The organism is Streptomyces sp. SAI-135 (assembly GCF_029893805.1).
Taxonomy (GTDB): Bacteria; Actinomycetota; Actinomycetes; order Streptomycetales; family Streptomycetaceae; genus Streptomyces.
This window is the reverse complement of the sequence record NZ_JARXYP010000002.1, coordinates 6,622,220-6,639,991: the sequence shown is the minus strand read 5'-3', so window position 1 is coordinate 6,639,991 and position 17,772 is coordinate 6,622,220. Positions and strand designations below refer to the sequence as shown.

16 protein-coding genes are annotated in these 17,772 nt (G+C 66.6%); 1 reads left to right on the top strand and 15 read right to left on the bottom strand.

The genetic code is table 11. The features are described 5' to 3' along the window. Positions 1-40 precede the first annotated feature (40 nt). Genes M2163_RS34670 through M2163_RS34660 form a run of 3 tightly spaced genes read right to left on the bottom strand, consistent with a single transcriptional unit; the run spans position 41 to position 2,027 of the window. The gene (locus M2163_RS34670) at positions 41-403 is read right to left on the bottom strand and encodes a hypothetical protein (protein WP_280848986.1); all 363 of its coding nucleotides are present in this window, start codon (positions 401-403) and stop codon (positions 41-43) included. Beyond that, positions 403-1,662 carry an amidase domain-containing protein gene (locus M2163_RS34665; RefSeq protein ID WP_280848987.1) on the bottom strand — a complete coding sequence of 420 codons (1,260 nt, stop codon included), beginning with the start codon at positions 1,660-1,662 and terminating at the stop codon, positions 403-405. Before M2163_RS34665 ends, M2163_RS34670 begins: the two co-directional genes overlap by 1 nt. Positions 1,663-1,664: 2 nt before the next feature. Beyond that, on the bottom strand, positions 1,665-2,027 hold the full coding sequence (locus M2163_RS34660; protein ID WP_280895923.1) for a type VII secretion target: 363 nt from the start codon (positions 2,025-2,027) through the stop codon (positions 1,665-1,667). A 230-nt stretch (positions 2,028-2,257) separates the two neighbouring features. On the opposite strand from M2163_RS34660, the gene M2163_RS34655 reads away from it, so the two are divergent. Further along, complete coding sequence (locus M2163_RS34655; RefSeq protein WP_280848989.1) at positions 2,258-2,842, top strand: hypothetical protein; 585 nt, start codon at positions 2,258-2,260, stop codon at positions 2,840-2,842. A 175-nt stretch (positions 2,843-3,017) separates the two neighbouring features. Here M2163_RS34655 and M2163_RS34650 read toward each other — a convergent pair whose 3' ends face one another. The 12 genes from M2163_RS34650 to M2163_RS34590 all read right to left on the bottom strand — a co-directional run bounded on the left by M2163_RS34650 (position 3,018) and on the right by M2163_RS34590 (position 17,769). Further along, complete coding sequence (locus M2163_RS34650; protein ID WP_280848990.1) at positions 3,018-4,469, bottom strand: hypothetical protein; 1,452 nt, start codon at positions 4,467-4,469, stop codon at positions 3,018-3,020. Continuing rightward, a complete protein-coding gene (locus tag M2163_RS34645; protein ID WP_280848991.1) occupies positions 4,466-5,596 on the bottom strand; it encodes a WXG100 family type VII secretion target in 1,131 nt (376 codons plus the stop codon). Before M2163_RS34645 ends, M2163_RS34650 begins: the two co-directional genes overlap by 4 nt. Then, positions 5,593-5,916, bottom strand: coding sequence for a hypothetical protein (locus M2163_RS34640; protein ID WP_280848992.1), 324 nt, complete (start codon positions 5,914-5,916; stop codon positions 5,593-5,595). Before M2163_RS34640 ends, M2163_RS34645 begins: the two co-directional genes overlap by 4 nt. 420 nt (positions 5,917-6,336) lie before the next feature. Next, positions 6,337-7,332: a hypothetical protein gene (locus M2163_RS34635; RefSeq protein WP_280848993.1), complete on the bottom strand. Its 996-nt coding sequence runs from the start codon at positions 7,330-7,332 to the stop codon at positions 6,337-6,339. 59 nt (positions 7,333-7,391) lie between these two features. After that, positions 7,392-8,081, bottom strand: coding sequence for a hypothetical protein (locus M2163_RS34630; protein ID WP_280848994.1), 690 nt, complete (start codon positions 8,079-8,081; stop codon positions 7,392-7,394). After that, a complete protein-coding gene (locus M2163_RS34625; protein WP_348542161.1) occupies positions 8,054-9,124 on the bottom strand; it encodes a DUF6571 family protein in 1,071 nt (356 codons plus the stop codon). Before M2163_RS34625 ends, M2163_RS34630 begins: the two co-directional genes overlap by 28 nt. A 1,231-nt stretch (positions 9,125-10,355) precedes the next feature. Then, positions 10,356-10,787 carry a hypothetical protein gene (locus M2163_RS34615; RefSeq protein ID WP_280848996.1) on the bottom strand — a complete coding sequence of 144 codons (432 nt, stop codon included), beginning with the start codon at positions 10,785-10,787 and terminating at the stop codon, positions 10,356-10,358. Positions 10,788-11,057: 270 nt separating this feature from the next. Continuing rightward, entirely contained in the window at positions 11,058-11,822 is a 765-nt protein-coding gene (locus M2163_RS34610) for a hypothetical protein (protein ID WP_280895920.1), read from the bottom strand. 782 nt (positions 11,823-12,604) lie between these two features. Continuing rightward, a complete protein-coding gene (locus M2163_RS34605) occupies positions 12,605-13,114 on the bottom strand; it encodes a hypothetical protein (protein ID WP_280895919.1) in 510 nt (169 codons plus the stop codon). 385 nt (positions 13,115-13,499) lie between these two features. Then, positions 13,500-14,843 carry a S8 family serine peptidase gene (locus M2163_RS34600; RefSeq protein ID WP_280895918.1) on the bottom strand — a complete coding sequence of 448 codons (1,344 nt, stop codon included), beginning with the start codon at positions 14,841-14,843 and terminating at the stop codon, positions 13,500-13,502. A 95-nt stretch (positions 14,844-14,938) separates the two neighbouring features. Continuing rightward, positions 14,939-16,255 (bottom strand): S8 family serine peptidase, encoded by a 1,317-nt coding sequence (locus M2163_RS34595; RefSeq protein ID WP_280895917.1) that lies wholly within the window; start codon positions 16,253-16,255, stop codon positions 14,939-14,941. Between the two features lie 89 nt (positions 16,256-16,344). After that, complete coding sequence (locus M2163_RS34590; RefSeq protein WP_280895916.1) at positions 16,345-17,769, bottom strand: hypothetical protein; 1,425 nt, start codon at positions 17,767-17,769, stop codon at positions 16,345-16,347. Positions 17,770-17,772: the final 3 nt, after the last annotated feature.

Here is a 17,772-nt window from a genome sequence, read left to right as displayed (position 1 = left end):
CTTCCGCGTACGTCACTCGGGACGTCGGCCTCACCTCACCTCAGTGGTGAGCGGTGATGCGCGTCAGCCCCGAGCAGTCCTGCCCACCGGCCGGGTCCGGCTCGTACACCCAGTACAGGGCGGCGAGTTGGGCCAGCAGAAGGACGGGGACGAGACAGGCGGCGGCCAGGGCGGGTCCTCCCGGTCGCCGCCCGCGCCGGCGCAGCAGCACCAGTGTGAGCAGGGCCGCGAGGGCACATGCGGGGGCGGCCCAGGCGGTGACGTACATGCGGGTCGAGGGGCCCAGGTAGCGGCAGTTCTGGAAGGTGTCGCCGTCGAAGGAGAAGTGGGCGGCGAGGAGGCCCGCCGAGGCGAGTACCAGGGCCGGGACCGCCCAGGACCCTCGTCGGGTGGGAGTGCTCATCAGTACCAGTCCGGGTTGGGTCGGACGATCCGGATGTTCTGCTGGCCTTCGTGCTGCTCGGTGGCGGGGAGCCGCCCCTCCAGGCTGACGTTCTGGTACGAGTCGCTGTGCTGGGTGTACTTGATCTCGCCGTCCGGCATCACCGCGGTGACGATCGCCGCGTGGTGCGTGTTGCCCTTCTCGATGGAGTCGTTGGGCCCGGACTGCTCGTAGTAGATGATGTCGCCGGGCTTCACGTCGGAGCGCGGGACCTCGCTGCCGCCGTGCTTCAGCATGAAGTTCTGGTTGTTCTCGGCTGCGGCCCAACTGTCCGAGTAGGCAAGGCGCTTGTCGACGCCGTCGGCGCCGGTGCGGTTGCCGATCATCCAGGAGTCGTCGTCGGACGTGCCCCAGATGCTGGTCTTCTCCTTCATCCCCGCGTGCAGCAGGGCGTTGGAGACGAAGTTGGTGCAGTTGTTGCCGAAGTCGGTCGGGTCGTCCTTGTCCCAGTTCGCGAGGGCGTACTCGACCAGCTTGACCCGGTCGTACTTGCCGTTGCCGCGCAGTTCCTGCCGTACGTCGGCCGGAATGCCGTCGAGGTTGGCGACGGCGACGGGCTGGGCGAGCATGAAGTCCTTGCGCTGCTGTGCGCTGAGGCCGTTCCACCACTGCCGGACGGTGGTCGGGTCCTCGCCGACCGGGATGTCGCCCGCGAGCATCTGCATCTGGACGTGCGAGGCGTGCGTCTGGAGGTCGTTCAGCGCCTTGCCCGGATCGGTGAGTCCGGTCTGGCCGCCGAGCTTCGTGAACTCCTCGGCCGCCAGCCTGTCGGCGGCGGTGACCTGTTCGACGGCCTGGTCGACCAGGTCCTGCACCTGGGCCCTGTACGGCCCCATCTCCTCGGCCTCGGTACGGCTGCGCGGCGGGGGCCCCGTGACCGTCCCGTCGACGCCGATCTCGAGGCCGTACCGGGCGGCGAGATCCACGGCGGCACGCATGGTGCTGTGCGCGGTCTCGATGGTCGTCGTCATCCCGTCGGCGACCATGTTGACGGACAGGAGGATGTCGTAGGCCGCCTCCAACTGGTTGGCGAGCAGCTCGAATTCGGCGGCTGCGGCGGCGCCGACCTCGTCGGTCCAGTTGTCCTTCAGCGGCTTCGCGCCGTACTCCCGCAGGTCCTTCGCCGCGTCCAGGGAGTACTTGGCGAGGGCGTGCCACTCGTCGGCCGCCGTCGCCCAGGTCTTGGGGCGGGCGTTGTTGATTCCTTCGTACGACACCATGGTCAGGCCCTTCCGAGATCGTTCAGCCCGGACCGCAGCCGCGACTCGGCCTCGGCGTCCGCGCGGTCGTAGCCGTCGACGGACTCCCGCAGTTTCCGGCTGAGTTCGCCCATCCGCCGGGCGAGGGAGACCATGTGCTCCTCCCACTTCTCGGCACAGACCTTGAGCCGCACGGGGCTCTCCCAGCCGTTGCCGAGGTGGGCGCCGTACACCTCGTCGCTGGTGTCGAGCGAGTGGCTGAGACGCTTCATCGTCTGCTGGGACAAGGACTCGGTGTCATCGGCCGCGGCGCGTACGCGCACGGCGTCGATGTCGATGTCGGCCATGGACAACTCCCCCGATGTGAACTGGCTGTCGACGATCATGTTACGTCCGCGCCGGGACCCTTCACACGGCCTGCTCCCTCCTCCTACGCGCTCCCCTTGATCCGGCGGATACGCTCCTTCCCCTGTTCTTCTTCTGCTTGTTCTGTTCGAGAACCTCGGGGGATCCCATGAACCAGTCACCGTTTCCACCACCGCCGCAACAGCAGCCGCCGCAGGGGGCGCACGGAGCGCAAGGGGCGCAGGGGGCGCAGGGTTTCCACAACCCGTACATGCAGCCCGCTCCCCCGCAGCCGGGCTTCGCACCGCCCCCGGCCTACGGGCAGCCACTCATGCACCCGGCCCCGTCGTCGTTTCAGCCACCGCCGCACCCCTCCGGCCACCAGCCGAGCACCCGCGGCAACCCGGTCGGCGCGATCGTCCTCGGGCTCGCGGCCTCGGTGGTCGTCTCGCTGCTCTACACCGGTCTGATCGCGGCCACGTACAGGGACCAGACGGTCCCGGTGGCCAACACCCTGTACCTGGCCCATGCGTTGCTCAACGGAGCGGTCGTAGGTGCCCTGATCGGCAAGACGGCCGGTGGCACCCTCGGCACCCGGTTCGCCGCACCGGCCATCGCCGCCCTCGGCACGTTCTTCGGCTACACCAACGCTCTTCCCCTGATCATCGCCATCGAGGAAACCCCCCTCGCCGCCTGGCACTTCCTCCAGGCCAACCCCTTCTTCCCCACGAAGGCATGGTGGAACGACGAGGCCTCCGGCGGGGTGGACTGGTTCTCCCCGCTGGGTGTTGTGGTCGCGGGGGTGGTGGCGTGGGGGTTGGCGCATGTGATCAGCGGGAGGCGCCGAGAGGGGTGACGCCCGGCCGGGGTACGGCGACCCGGTTGCGGTCCGGGTGGCCGGCGTGCCCCGGCCACGCTTCAGAGCCCGCTCCGGTGTCCTGGAGCGGGCTTCCGGGCGTCACGCCGGTGGTGCACCCGTTAGGGACTGCTCTTCCGACGGCGGTAACGCCTGCTCTTTCCCCCGGTGTCCCTCACCCGCCGGCCGTGTCCCCACCGCCGTGCTCCATCCGCGCCACGGCCTGAACGGCGAAACCGACAAGGGGCGCCAGGACGCCCGCCACGGCCGTCCACACCCGCCAAGCACCGCCGTCCGGGACGAGCAGGAGTCCGGCGAGACACCCCAACGCCACGGCGAACCCCACCACGACGGGCCAGGACGCGGTCACGAGCCAGCCGGCGCCGAGATCCAGGGTCCGGACCCGCCGCTCGGGGTCCGGCTCGGCGGATTCCATGACGCCGGCTGCCTCGACCCGCTCGGCCATCTGGACCGGGACGGCACCGGGCAGCTGCCAGCCGTCATCACCGACGAACTCGGCCAGCACGTCCCGGCCGCGCCGCTGTTGCGGGTGCCAGAGGAGCCAGCCTTGAGCGCCGGTGAGGACGGCACCTGCGGCTTCGGCCGCCATCTGGGAGTGGAAGGGAACCTCCTGTCCACAGCCCTCCAGCACCAAGGACCGCAGCCGTCGGGTGTTCTCCCGGCGCTTCTTCTCGTCGGCCGCCTCCGGACTGCCGGGCGGGGGCGCGTCGATGTGCAGGCCGGATCCGGTGACGGAGACGCGCAGCGCCTTCCAGCCGGGGCCGACGGTGCGCTCGGGGCGACGCATGCTCTCCTTCCTCCACCAAAAGCCGAGTGGGCCGAGAGTCGCCAGCGCCCAGAAACCAGCGATCGCCCACGCGTCGCCGACCTGTACTGCTCTCCCCGCCAGTTGACGCTCCACATCCGCACGCTGATCGTCACCGATGGCACCCAGTTCGGGATGCCCGGGGACGTAGGCCACGTAAAGTTCGCTGCCGACTTCCCGACGGTAGTTCGTGGTCGCTTCGAAACCCGCGGGCACACCCTCACCTGTCGGCGAAGGAAGCAGAACGGTGAAGTCCGCTGTGGCATCGGCGGTGCTGTGACGACTCGCGGCCACCTCGTTCTCGATCCTCACGATGGTGCGCTGCTCAATCACCGCACCGGCCTCGGCCAGCACTGCACCGGTACCGGTTCCCCGCATGTCGACGGCGGCGAGGGTCACCCACAGAGCCAACATCGCGGGAACGGCAACCATGGCGCCGGCGAGACGGGCGGACATCCAGCGCGTGCCGCCCAGCCGCAACGGCACCGCACGCGCACCGCGGTCCGGGGTGGTCGAAGCGGTGCGCACAGCCCACCGGTAGGTCTCGCGACTGGTCTGTCCGCCCCCACGCACCACCGCCACGCCCCAGAGCACCAGACAACCGGTCAGAAGCACCGGCGCACCCCACACGACAGCCGCGCGCACCGGCGTGGCCCCCAGGAAGAGCCAGGCTGCCGTCGACGCCACGAGTGCGATCGGAGCAACTGCGGCGATGAACCTCCCGCAGCGGGGGAAGACGCGCAGACCGGCGACATCGGCTGCGTCGTTCGCGTCCTTGTCCATGGTCCATTCAGTGCTCACCCGAACGCTCCATACCTCTGCGGGTCGGGTCCTGCCCGCAGCGTGCCGACGTCGTCTCCAGCGTCTCTCTTCGCGTCGGCGACTGCACCGGGACGGTCCTTGCCCTCCTCCGCATTGGGATTGCCGTTGACCAGTCCGTCCACGTCCTTGGAGATGTTGCCTCCTGCTCCCAGCCCGAAGCTGATGGGAGCGTTGGTGGCCACATCCCCCACCAGCTGGTGCGCCCCGGAGAACGTCCGTCCCTCCGTGGCGCGATGTACGGCCGCGCTACCGGAGCCCCCGGTCAGCCCTCCGGCCACGGCTCCGAGGGCCATCTGAGAGGCGTCGAACCGCTCTCTGCCGTGAAGGTTGTTCAGGGTGTCACCGACGACCGAAGAGGCGGCCCCCACCACCGCGCCGTCGGCGGCCACGGCCCAGGCACCGCCCCCCAGCCTCGGAGCCAGCAGACCAGCCCCGTACTTCCCGCCCAGTGCACCCACGAAGCCGTTGACTGCGTTGTTGGCGAGCTCCGGATCCTTGCCCATGGCCAGGTTGGTGGCGATTCCCGTGCCAGTCCCCGCGCCCCACTGCACGCCCAGCTCGACGATCAGCCGCCATGGCCCGTTGCTCCTGGCCAGCCCGCGAACGTACCGGAACAACCGAGCGGCGCTACCGAGCAGGCGCCCCAACCTGGACGCTGCACTTCCCGCCTGCGCCGCCAACCGCACCGCATTCGCCGCCCCCGCCGCCGCCGAGAACCCGACCGTGACGAAGGACAGCGCGACGGACGCCGCGATCGAGACACCGATCTCGAGGTAGATCTGATGGATCTCGTCATTGATCTCCTCGATGTTGTCGGCGGCCTCCTCAAGCCCCCTGGCCGCCTGCTCGAAGAGCGGCACGGTCTCCTCGACCGCCCGGCCGACCTTCTCCCAGTACGCGCGGAAGGCCTCGGCGGACTCCCCGCGCCAGTGCTCACCGAGTACGCCCCGCACCCGCCGGTCGAGCCCTCCGTACGCCTCCTCCAGCTCCTCCCCCATCGTGCGCCACCCCTTGGCCGCCGCACGCAGCACATCGGGACGGCCGCCGGGATTCACCACCTCGATCCCGGCCTCGTAGACCTTCTCGGCGACGCTCTCCTCGCTCACCTCTTCCCGCCCTTGAACAGCCCGGCGAGAGCGTCGTCCGCCGCGGCGGAGTTCCTCGCGTTGTCCTTGACTGCCCGGCTCAACTCGTCGAAGTTGCGGGCCAGGTTGCCCAGGGACTCGACCATCCCCGCAGCCAAGTCGACGTAGGCCGACGTGACTTCCTCGGACTCCGTCAGAAACCCGAACCCGTCATGGATCTGCTCCGCCCCCGTCGTCCGCTCAAATGCCCTGACGGCACTCGCCATGTCATGGGCCCGCGTCTCGAACGCACCGGCCAGTCCTGCCATTTCGCGCGGGTCCAAGTAGAAGTCACCAGTCATGCGTCGCTCCGTACACCCATCCCTCGACGACCTTTGACGTGCACTTCCGCAACCGCACACCGCCCGAAGAGTCACGGACCGGCACACGATGGGGGGATACGGTCAACTCGGCTCCAGTGGGCCGTCGGGCCGACGGCGGCTGGTGCTCGGCACGCCCTGCTCTGAGCTCCGGGGCAGCGCAGTCGTTCTCATCACCTGGACGGCGTCGGCCGGCTGTGCACCTCGCCCTCGGGCCCATTCGGTGAGACGTTCCTCAGGTCGCCACCGACGTCCGGCAGCAACCCGCCGCGGGCACGGCTGGACTGCGCTTGAACAAGACGATCGGCAGCCCGATGAGCTGCCGATCGCCCGACCTGTCACGTCCTCTGGCCCACTGCCACCCCGCGACGCCTGCGGATTCGCCGTTTCTGAATCAAGGAATCAGGAGGGCACGGCCTCCGGTGCGCCGCAGCCGTGGCGGGCCGCCGACTGTTCCGCGAAGTGCCTCAGATCCGCCCGCTCCTTCTCGGTGAGCGGGTCGGACGTGAACCTCCGGACGCTGCCCCCGACCGGCGAAGCGTGGTAGTAGCCGGTACCCAGGGCGCCCGGGCAGGTGGCCGACGTCCAGGCCGTGGACCTGTCGATCCCCGAGGGCTTGTCGTTGCCGCCGTACTTGCCGTTGACGACGGCTGCGGACGCGTCGCTGAACGGACCGTATGCGGCGACGAGCCGCAGATCGTCCACGAGAACGCACGCCTCCACCGGCGATTTCGCAGCGGCCGTCTCGCGCACCGTCGGCGCCGACGTCATCCCTTCACAGGTTCCGGTGGCGGCGCCGGCCGACACGGTCCGTGCGCCGGCCGCAGGAGCGGTCACCTTGCCCGCATCCCCCGGCTCAGTCTCGCAGCCGGTCTTGTCCGCCGCGCGCTGCGCCGTTGCCGTAGCGGCCCGGGCGAGCTTGAGCCGTATGGCTTCCGTGACCTCGACGTCGAACGGCGAATCGGCCGTCACGAGGATTCCGCTGCCCTCGTTCGGTGACCAGTTCCTGCAGCTGAGGAGCACCGACGCGGTCGCCTCCTCGCCGTCGGTGACCATGAGCCCCTGCCATCCGCCGCTCAGCGGTACGGGAGAGGCCTTCTCATCGTCCTGATAGGCGCCGTACGCGTTCTGGGCGCCGGCCGTGGTCTCGACGGCGATCTCGATGCCGTCGACCATGCAGCGCGTCGCCAGGCCGGCAGGCTCCTTCACATCGCCCGACACGTCGAACTTCCTGCTGGAAACGTCGAATCCGAGACCGAGCACGGACAGCCCCGACTTCCCCGCGAGGTCCAGTACCGGGTCGGCCGCGAGCATCCCACTGCACGCCCTTGCGGTCCTGGCTGCCGGGTACTGGAGCTGGAATCCGTAGTACCCGGCCCCCAGGACGGCCAGCGTCACCGCGGATCCGACAAGCCGCCGCGTCCTCCCGCCGAACAGGGGCGATCTTGCTGAGTCACTCACGTCGACGCACTGCCCGAAGGGCTCGGGGAACTCGATCCGAGGCTCTCCGTGGGGTGCATCGCGGCGCACTTGAACACATCGCCGCCGATATACCGCGCGGCGATGGTCGCGGCGGAGGCGAACGTCTCGCGCTGACCACTGTCGAGGGTCCGGCTCGGCGGCATGTTCGCCACCTCGACCTCGAGCAGTTCGTGCTTGCTCACCGACCGCCCCTCGAAGGCGCAGGGGATGGCGACAAATGCGCGGTTCTTCTCCACGTACCCGACCGCCGAGTCGACCTTGAACGACTTGACGGTGGAGGCGTTGGGCGACCGGTACCTGTCGAGGTCGTCGAGGTCGTCCGAGTGCCAGAGATAGTCGATCCGGACGGAGTCCTCCTTGCCGTAGAGCTCGCACCTCCCCGCAGCCGTCCACTTCGCGGGAGAGAACTTGCTGGTCTTCTCCGAGACGACGCCGTCGTCACCCACCAGCGTCGCGAAGACCTGCCCCTTGAGGGTGCCGTCGCACACCGAGGTGCTGCGTTCGTCGACGCTGTCGCCACCTTGGCCACTGCACCCGGCCGAGACCAACACCGCCACTGTGACGACGGCCAGCGCCCTGAGGCGCTGTCGAAGTCCACGGGCGGCACCCTGCTCACGAGGACTCAGCACCGTCGACATCATCGTCCGCTCCCGGAAGAGTTCCACGTCGCTCCCGTGGTGTGCCCGTCGTCCGCCGCCCGCGCCGCGGACTCGGCCAGTGTGTCCAGCTTCTGCGGGGGCATGTCCACCCCCGCGTTCCTGATGGCTTCGCGGAGCGAATCCGCAGTGGAGTCCCGCACGGCAGCCCTTCCTTCCGCGTACCTGGTGTACGCCTCTTTCTGGGCCTCGTCGGTGGTGTCCTGCTGGACCTGGCCCACCACCATCGCCTGGATGTCCTCGACGGCCCAGCCCGCGATGATCCCGACGATCGGAGCCGCTGTCCCCGTCGCCGCGCCGACCGCCATGCCAAGGCCCCGCCCGGCCCACTTGTCGCCGGTCGCCACGGCATCGTTGAAGTCCTTGTCGGACGCCGAGTGCTCCTCGAAGATCGCCTGATCGCGGGCGTCGCTGAGGATCCCGGCGACGATGCCGCCCGGATGCGCCACGTTCTCCATCGCGGGAGTCATCTCGTCGTAGCCGGGGTGCTGCTTCGCCACCTCTTGCATCCAGATGGCAGTGTTGGCCTGCGAGGACTCGCTGATCGCGACATAGGCGTCCGGGTCGCGCCCGACGTTGGCGAGGAAGGGCACGAGGGTGCCGGTCTCGAATCCCTTGGGCGGATTGACGGGTTCGCCGAAGGGCTTGATCGTGCCCTGCTCGTTCCCGAACGCGGCTTGGACGTCCGCCATGTACTCGGCCGTCATGTTGCCCAGGCTGTCCCGCATCTCGTCCCGGGGAGAGCCACTGATCAGGTCAGGGTCGCCGCCGATGGTGTTGACGAGTTCGTTCATCAGCGCCGCGCGCTCGGCGGTGTGCTTCACCGGGGCTCCGTCGCTGTCGAAGGGGCGACCCGAGGTGGCGGATTCCATCGCGTGGCCCAGGTTGTTGTAGCCGCTGGGGTTCCCGGAGTCGCCCGTGTAACCGGCCCCCTCCGGCCAGTGCCGGTCCTTCAGCAGGTAGTCGAGGTGATCCACCTTCTCGCCGTCGATGGTGGCCTCGGAGGTGAGGAACTCGGTGGAGGCCTCCGGGTTGTGCCCCAGGGCGTCCATGAACCCGGTCATGGGGTCGAGCGCCCCGATGTTCGTCGAGCCCAGTGTCCGCGGGTACCCCCCAGTAGGCGTCGGGGTTCTGCCCGGCATTGGCGCCGTTCTTCTCCGCGGTGATCAGCGCGTCGCCGTAGTCCTGGAGGAAGTCCTTGTCCCACTTGCCCTCGCTCATCAGGCTGCTGGTGAGCTGGTAGCCGCTGAGGCCGTACGGCGACTCGGTGGGGTTGGCGTTGAAGTCGCGCTGGCCCGCCTTGAGGAGGTCGTTCTGGAACTTGGTGATCTCCGGGTCGGGGCCGCCCTTGCGGTGGTCGTCCGACGTGGTCGCCGTGCCGATGGTGGTGCCCAAGTTGGACTTGAGCTCCTTGAGTTGTGCGAGCTGCGCCTTGGAAAGCGTGGTGCCGGCGGGCGGGCTCATGAGCTCGTTGTACTTGCCGAGCATGTTCTCGCCACCGGTCTTGACCGCGAACTCCCGGGAGAACTCGGGGTTGTTCTTGTTGGCGGAGAGCAGCAGGTTGAGCTTGGTGATCTCGGCGTCGGAGAGCCGGCCCTTCTTGTTCATCAGGGCGGCTGCCTGGTCGGCCTCGACGGCGTCGAGGGTGGTGTAGACGCTGGTGTTGAAGCCCTGACCGTCCCCGTTGGCGTCGCGCTCCAGGGCCGAACTGGCCGCCTCGTCCGCCGCGGTGGCCGCCTCCAGGACGCGTGTCAGGCGGGAGACCAGCGAATCCAGCTTCGTCTTGCGTTCCTTGGCGAGACCCGGCGAGGCGGAGGCCGTCGGACTGTCCCACCGCGGGTCCACGTCCTCGACACGGCCGTCGTCGTAGACCTTGTAGTGGTCGTTGCGGGCCTCGTCGAGCAGGGCGTGCAACTGCCGCTGAGATGCGGCGAATTCACCGTGCGCGTCCAGCAGCAGCTTGGCGATGCGCTCCGCCTCGGTGGCGGCGTTCTCGTACTCCGTGCGGGCCTTGCCCATGGTGGTGAAGGCGGCCTCGGCCGCGTCCCCCTCCCAGTGGCCCTTGAGGTGGTTGACGACCCGCTGCTCGAACTCCCGCTGCAAGGCCTCGTACTTGGCCGGCAGGGCTTTCCAGGATGCGGCGGCATCGGCCAGTGGGGCGAGGTCGGCCTTGTCGAGGTAGGGGATGGAGACCATGTGCGACTGCTCCTTGTGAGGGGGTTCCGGTACGACTCGGCGGCTCGCCCGGTCGCCGCGCCACGGCGACGTCCCGGGCGGCCCAACTCACCCGAAGGGCGTGCTGATCGAGCGCTGCCGGGCCTGCTCCTCCTGCTCGGTGCGGGTGTAGTGACCCGTGGTGGTGTGGAGCTTGTCGCTGATCTCCTGAAGCAGGCTCTTGAGATGAAGGACCTGGGAACCCCAACGGACGTCCATCGTCACCAGGGAGCCCGCGGTCGCCCAGGAGCCCGCCTCGGCCATGCCCCCGGCGCTGTGCTTGTTCAGCCCCCTTGAGGCGCTCAGGCAGTCGTCGTCGGCACCGTTGTCCACGTTCTCGGTGTCGCCGCGCAGTTCTACGAGCGCGTTGGCGGCCTCGTCGAGGCGCTGGGTGTCGACGTTGGTACCGCCGCCTCCTCCGCCTCCGCCGCCTTCCGCGGGCACGGAGTTCAGCCGCGTGTGAGTGGATCCGCTGTGCGGCGCATCGAAGGGAGTACTCATCCCTTGTCCCATCCCCGTTGTGAAAGTGGCGGACATGCCCGGTTCGCCCACTCGAGCACGGAGGCCGTTGCGCCCGTACGACGTGAGATGCCCACTCCGGCCGAGCCTCGCGCCCGGCGACCTAGGCAAGGACATGCCAATCAGCAGGCCGAAAGATACCGGACCTTCCTTTGCGTGGCCCACCGCGGGCCGCAGTGTGGGACGCGCCGGTGCACGCAAACGGCTCGGCGGGCCGCCTGCCCACCGAGCCGTCACCCGCTCCACTGATCCTCAGCCCTTCGGTGCCTCGCCAACCTCCCCCGACGGCGCCTTCGCACCCACCGCCTCGCCGAAGTCGGAGTCCGTCAGGTCCTGCATGTCGTCTCGGCTGCTGTCCTGCTTGATGAAGTAGGGCTTGCCGGTACTCGCCACGTACCAGGTGACGGACTCCCCCTTGCCCGCCAGCACGACCGGTACCGCCTGCTGACCGTCCACCGTCGTGACCTTGCCCTTGGTCGCCTTGCTGCCGGCGTCGAGCGTGTCGGGGGCACTGAGCTGCTCCTGGTGACACCAGCCGGCGAGCTTCGCCATAAGCGCGTTGCTCGACGTGCCGTGGGTCCACTTCTCGGTGGAGAACGACTCCTCCCCGAGCGCGGAGTTCATGCCGCCGGCGAATGTCGCATCGGGCTTGACCCAGATGTCCTTGCGGATACGAATGACCTCGAAGGAACCCTTCTCCGCGATGTCGACTGTGCCGACACATTCGGAAGCGGAGAGCCGCAGATCACTCTTTCCGCCCCCGCTCTCCATCTTCTCGTGGAACGATCCCGCCTTGGCATTGGTCTTCATGCCCGTGTCGTAGATCTCCTTCGCGGACAGCTTCTCGATGCCGTTCGGCTCCGCGGCGGGACTGGCCTCCGAGGTCTTGGAGGGCGTGGCACCGGCTGCGCTCCGAACTGCATCACTGCCGCCTCCGCAAGCCGTAAGTGCCACGACCGCCGCGGCGCAAGCGAGGGAGGCGGCCGCACGGCGGGCAGACAGAATGTGTGTCTTCATAGGAAACCCCGTGAGTAATCCGTTTTCGGGCGAACTCCGTGATCATCTACCAACGATCACCCGCAACGCCAACTCGCCCCCACTCCGGCGCAGTTACCGTGGGCGCCCTGCAGGGCTACTTCTCCCGTACGCACGTTTGGAATCCCGCAGCGCGGCTAGCACTGCGGTCCGAGAATCGCCCTGCGGAGAGACCCCTACCGAATATCGACGCGACCAGTGACCGCGGATCCCGTGGATTGACGCCCGGTCCGACGTCCCCTGTGTCCTCCGCGACGGCGCCCCGAAAGACGAGGCTTTGGTCGCGGAGTGGCGGTTGCCGGAGCCGGCGTGGCAGACCTTCTTCGTCCAGTCCCAGCTGTGGCGCACCATCCGCATCCGCATCCGCATGCGCCCGGACCCACAGGTCCCCTTGGTACGCGCACTGGAAGAAAGCTGGGGGGCAGCCGCGTTGGGAACCTGCCGAGGCTCAAGGCTTCATCGCACTACACACGCGAACCGAGCAGGACCGTCTCCACCCCCTGGAGTCCCCGGTGAGGAGGCGACGACAGGTCGGCAGCGACGCAGACCTTCCACCTCAACAGCGCGGACCTGGTCGATCCTTTGCGAGACACCGACCTCGCGGCAGGCTGGATCTGGCGGGGGAGGGGTCTTCGGCAGACTGCGAGGCCGAACGGCCCTGGTGGACCCGTATCGACCGCACCGACGCACACGGGGCGTCCCTCACCCGCGAGACGGGGACACCGGCACCGACACCGTCACGGCCTGGTCGGCGGCCGACAAACTCATGGGCACCGCAGCTGCAACCACCCCGGCAGCTTCTTCTCAAAACCATCAGCCGGCACCCAGCCGTACTCGTGATGGGCGATGTCCAGAGCTCGCCTCGCGCCCAGGAGACGGTAGTAGCAGTCATCGATGCCCAGTCGATGCTTGCCCCCCGAGCAGGGAATCGGCGCAGGCACCCCAGGTCGCGGCGGCACACAGTTCAGGCGATGGTCGGCGAGGAACTGCCGCAACTCGCGCTCCTGCACCTGTGGGTCACGGATCCGTTCAAGACGCAGACGTTCCCTGTCCACCCAGATTCGGCGCCGCCAACGAGGTTTCCTGGCACGCCCGGTTACCGAACTCGGCACGTCGACCTCGAGAACAGCCAACAGAAGGAGCGGAATACGCGCCAGCACCCAGACCGGCGGGCCCCAGAGCCATTGCAGGAAATAGCGCGTCCACACACGCGGCACCGATTTGGGCGGCCTTGGGCCCCACTCTGCACCGGAACCGCCGGGAATTGCGCTCATCCGAATGCTCCAAGACCTCGATCGGGTATTTCCTTCGATTTGGATAAGCCGCACCGCATCAGCTGGGCACGTTGAGACTCTGCTTTGTAGCTGCTACCGAGGCGACCACTATCCGTGAGGCAGAGCCACTCTGTCGCATCTGCCGCTGACATGAATTCTGCTGCGGAGGATGAGACTGCTGGCCTTTCCATTTACGATGACACCGGCCGGACGCGTCGCATCCGACCTCGCCAGGATGACCACGCTTATCAATACCGTGTCACCTGCAGTGCGCACCATTCACGTGAAACCCATTCAATTCCCTAGACCCAACAAACTAGGCGTGACCGTAAGGCCACGCCTACTCAAGCTCAAGACAATCTTTGCGGAAACACAGTCCGCACCTCTACTGCTGCGGAGGCCATTGGCCGGGGGGCGGGGTGGGCTGCTGTTGGTACGGATTTTGCTGGGCCGCAGTAGGCTGCTGGTACGGGTTCTGCTGTGGCGGGGCGAACTGCTGGCCGCATTGCACGTGTCCGGGCGGGCCACCCGTGCCGTCGTTCTTATTCCTGTTGCGTTGGGACAGTTTCACGATCAGAAGAACGATCAGACCAAATACAACCAGTGCGACGACACCAAGGACGATGAAGAAAATCATCTGCTTTTGGTCTGCTTTCTCTTGTTCTGCAGAGTTCTCCATACCGGGCGTATTTGCAGTTGCCGCAGCAGATGGGCTGTCAGACCCTGCCCCCGGCACCTTGAGCGGTCCGTACTGAGAACCTGCGGGAATGTCATCCGTCAGCGCTGCGAGGGGACGAATGGTTCCATAACCATACTTCTCGTCCGGGAGGGAACTCTGCTTGACGGAATGCGGCAGGACGGCGGTCTTGACGAGACGATTCGCGATCTGCCCAGCCGTGAGATTAGGAAATTTTGATCGAAGCAGGGCAGCTGACGCTGACACGAAGGCGGTAGCATCTGAAGTCCCGTCCCCGATGGAGAGCTTATTACCGGGCCACGCTGCATGCACAATATCAGTGGCAGGCGCGCTCAGCATAACTTGGGGACCATAGTTGGAATCTCCCCAGACAGTACCGCTTTTGGTTACCCCTCCTACAGCCAAAACGCCGGGAGCTCTAGCGGGGAACGCGACACTATACTTCCCGTCATTCCCCGAGCCGGCCACAATCAAAACGTCATGCTTTAGGGCGTAGGAGATAGCTTCCAGATCTTCAGGCGACCCTCCGGCCGCATACAATTGATCAGTAATATCCATCGAAATATTAATGACGGATGCCTTCTGATCCACTGCATAGCGGATCTCGTCGGCGAAACTCGCAAGATCCGCGCGAATGGGGAGAATTTTTGCTTCCGGCGCAAGTCCCATAACCCCGTCCGCTGATCCCGGCCCGTGCCCGTGCCCAGCAATCAGCGAAGCCATCGCCGTACCATGCGAGGCTTGATCATCCGTAGCCTCCGGCGAGGCATCGTCATCCCCGTCGACAAAGTCCCTGCCCTTGAGCACATTGTTTTGCAGATCAATGTGCTCGGCATTTACACCCGTGTCGATGACGGCAACGGTAACGCCTTTACCCTTCGAAATCGTCCAGACAGAATCCGACTGCAGTGTTGTAAGCGCCCACTGGTCACGTCTGGTTTGGTCGGCAGAGGCAACAGGAGCCGCCGCCAGGATCAGCGCGCCCATCAATGTTGCGGCGCTCAAGGCACGCACCGTTCGCGTGATGGCCATTCCATCTTTCCTCTCCCGTACCGAACGTGGGCGCGGCCCGAAGGCCACGCCCACGCAGATTCAATCACAACAGCCACAGCGAACTAATGCGTCACCTATTGCTGAGGCGGCCACTGCTGCTGATACGGGTTTCCGTGAGAATTAGCGTCCTGCTGGTACGGGTTCTGCTGCGGAGGCAAGGGCTGCTGCCCATACTGCGGATATGCGGTAGGCCCATCAGGCCTGCCGTTGTTTTTCTTGTTACGACGGGACAGTTTAATGATCAGCAGAACGAGTAGACCGATCACGACCAGGGCTACAACTCCGAGGACCACAAAGAAGATCATTTGCTTCTGATCTGCTTTCTGTTGTGCTGCAGAATCCTCGGAATCAGACGATCCATTCGTTGCGGCAGCGGATGGGCTTTCAGATCCTGTGGTGGAAACCTTCAGCGGCCCATACTTCGAACCTGCAGGGATGTTGTCAGTCAATGCGGCCAGCGGGCGAATTTCGCCGTACCCGTACCTTTCATCGGGCAGCGAAACTCCCTTGGCCGAAGTGGGGAGCGCGGCAGTCTTAACAAGCCGGTTGGCAATCTGACCAGCCGTCAATTCTGGGTACTTCGAGCGCAACAAAGCCGCCGCACCGGAAACGAACGCGGTCGAGTTTGATGTTCCGTCTGAAATTCGAAGCTTATTTCCAGGCCAACCAGCGCTCACGATCCGAGTAGCGGGGGCCGACAGCAGGACTTCTGGCCCGCTGTTTCCACCGTCCCAACTCGTCCCATCCTGTGTCACTCCGCCAACGGCCAGAACGCCGGGATACTTTGCAGGGTACTGAATCAGTGGGTCTTTGTTTTGGTTCCCTGCCCCGGCCACAACCAAGACATCGTGTTCCAGTGCATAAGCAATGGCTTCACGATCGGCGACGTTGTCTTTGGTAGTGAACCCCGAAATATTGATGACCGAGGCATCATGGTCCACTGCGTAGCGAATTTCATCAGCGAAACTGAAGTCGCGGTCGGTGTCGTCCCTGATTGGTAGAATCTTGGATTTCGGGGCCAACCCCATCACACCGTCATTGCCGTCTGCCCCATGGCCGTGGCCAGCAATAACCGCCGCCATTTCAGTGCCGTGTGAAGGGTCGTCCTCGGAAGCGTCAGGCGATGCATCGTCGTCGCCGTCAGTGAAGTCTTTCCCCTGGAGGACATTTCCCTGCAAGTCCACATGCTCAGAATTCACGCCAGTGTCGATTACAGCAACGGTGACACCATTACCTTCTGAAATCTTCCACGCATCCTCGGCCTGCAGCGTTTGCAGGGCCCACTGAGCCTGTCTCGTCTGGTCGGCGGAAGCAGCGGGAGCCGCTGCCAGGACCAGCGCGCCGGTCAGTGCAGCGGCGCTCAGTGCGCACATCTTTCGCCTGGAGGCCATTACCGTCTTCCCTCTCCCAGTGACGAGCGTGGGCGTGGCTTTGTAGCCACGCCCACGCATCTTGTCACGTGCCCGTGAGCACCTAGCGACTACTCAATCACTCGAGGCGCCGCGTTGGTCTGCGGAGTCCAGGTCTCCTCGTCCTCGACCAGGTAATCCGGACGCTCGCCCTCGTGCTGCTCGTCTTCCTTGCGTCGCCCGGTGCGGGCCCCGGGCGCACCCGCAATGCCGCCCTTACGGACAGCGCTGGCTCCCTTTCCTGCGGCCCCGCGACTGCTGTGCAAACCCGAGCCGCCGGCGGTGCCCCTACCGGCGCCCGCACCGGACTTGGGCGTGCCACCCACTACGCCACCACGAGCCGTGCCGCCGACACGTCCGGCCGCGCCCTTGGCGGCACCCGCGCCACCTACACCGCCGGCACCGGCGCGTCCGGCCATGCCACCGGCGCCAGCGCCTGCGGCGGCTCGACCAACCATGCCGCCACGGGCTGCGCCAGCTCCAGCCGCTCCGCCAACCGCACCGCCGACAAAACCAGCACCCCCTCCGATGCCCCCTCCGCCAGCCGATCCGCCAGCGACTGGGCCGACACCTCCAGTCGAAGGTGCACCTGCGCGACCACCGGAAATGCCGTCAATCGCGGTGTTGACTTGAGGTTGCGTCGTGGACGGCTTGTGTGCGCCGCCCGTGATGCCGGAGGGCGGAGCTACAGACTTCGAGGAGCCGATTGCGCCAACCTGACCGCTGCGAGCGGTGCTTGAGGCTACGGCCTTCGGGCTTCGCGGAGTCGCCTCCGTTGGCATGATCACAGGAGCGGGTGCCACACCACCCGGATCACCAGGCCAGTCATCGCCATCGCTGATGGTGCCTGCGCCCGGCTTGGACGACGTCTTCCAAGACCCCATCTCCGCAGCCCGACTGTTATAAGCCGCCCCCAACGCCTCCATCTTCACAGCCATCCGAAGCTGCGCCTCGCGCCCCTCCGACAAGCTGCCCGCGTTGCCGTCGAGGGCCTCCTGGGAGCCGGCGCCGCTCTTGAGGGCGTTGTTCGCGCCCGAGTCGTCGCGGTCGCCCATGTTGCCGACGTAGTCGAGGGCGCTGGAGACCTTGCCCGGCTTCTCCATCGCCAGGACTTCGGGCTTGATCTCTTCCAGCTTCGCGGCGGCACCCCGCAGGGAGACCGACGTGTTGGTGGCGTACTTCGAGCTGTCCGTGATCTTCTTGCCGATCACCTGCGCCCGCGCCCTGAACAGATCCGCGCTCTGTCCTTCCCAGTGGGCGAGAACGTGCTCGACAGCAGCGTCGAGGCTCTCCTTGATCCCACCCGGCCCGACCAGGTCCTTGCTGAGAGCCTCCCAGGCCGTCGCGACCCTCTTCACGGTGCCCGGGTCGGCGTCACGGACCATGTCCTTCATCTGGTCCATGTCGTAGTTGAGCCCGAACGGCGTGGTGTGCTTCGCCGAAATGCACTGGTTCGTCTCGACGTACTCGAAGTCGTCGATGTCCTTGTCGCCCATGTC

What these genes read in the sequence shown, in the direction of transcription:
- M2163_RS34610 (WP_280895920.1), bottom strand. Translation starts at nt 11,822, where the DNA reads ATGAAGACACACATTCTGTCTGCCCGCCGTGCGGCCGCCTCCCTCGCT.
- M2163_RS34625 (WP_348542161.1), bottom strand. Translation starts at nt 9,124, where the DNA reads ATGGACGCCCTGGGGCACAACCCGGAGGCCTCCACCGAGTTCCTCACC.
- M2163_RS34600 (WP_280895918.1), bottom strand. Translation starts at nt 14,843, where the DNA reads ATGGCCATCACGCGAACGGTGCGTGCCTTGAGCGCCGCAACATTGATG.
- M2163_RS34605 (WP_280895919.1), bottom strand. Translation starts at nt 13,114, where the DNA reads ATGAGCGCAATTCCCGGCGGTTCCGGTGCAGAGTGGGGCCCAAGGCCG.
- M2163_RS34665 (WP_280848987.1), bottom strand. Translation starts at nt 1,662, where the DNA reads ATGGTGTCGTACGAAGGAATCAACAACGCCCGCCCCAAGACCTGGGCG.
- M2163_RS34660 (WP_280895923.1), bottom strand. Translation starts at nt 2,027, where the DNA reads ATGATCGTCGACAGCCAGTTCACATCGGGGGAGTTGTCCATGGCCGAC.
- M2163_RS34590 (WP_280895916.1), bottom strand. Translation starts at nt 17,769, where the DNA reads ATGGGCGACAAGGACATCGACGACTTCGAGTACGTCGAGACGAACCAG.
- M2163_RS34595 (WP_280895917.1), bottom strand. Translation starts at nt 16,255, where the DNA reads ATGGCCTCCAGGCGAAAGATGTGCGCACTGAGCGCCGCTGCACTGACC.
- M2163_RS34670 (WP_280848986.1), bottom strand. Translation starts at nt 403, where the DNA reads ATGAGCACTCCCACCCGACGAGGGTCCTGGGCGGTCCCGGCCCTGGTA.
- M2163_RS34655 (WP_280848989.1), top strand. Translation starts at nt 2,258, where the DNA reads ATGCAGCCCGCTCCCCCGCAGCCGGGCTTCGCACCGCCCCCGGCCTAC.
- M2163_RS34640 (WP_280848992.1), bottom strand. Translation starts at nt 5,916, where the DNA reads ATGACTGGTGACTTCTACTTGGACCCGCGCGAAATGGCAGGACTGGCC.
- M2163_RS34615 (WP_280848996.1), bottom strand. Translation starts at nt 10,787, where the DNA reads ATGAGTACTCCCTTCGATGCGCCGCACAGCGGATCCACTCACACGCGG.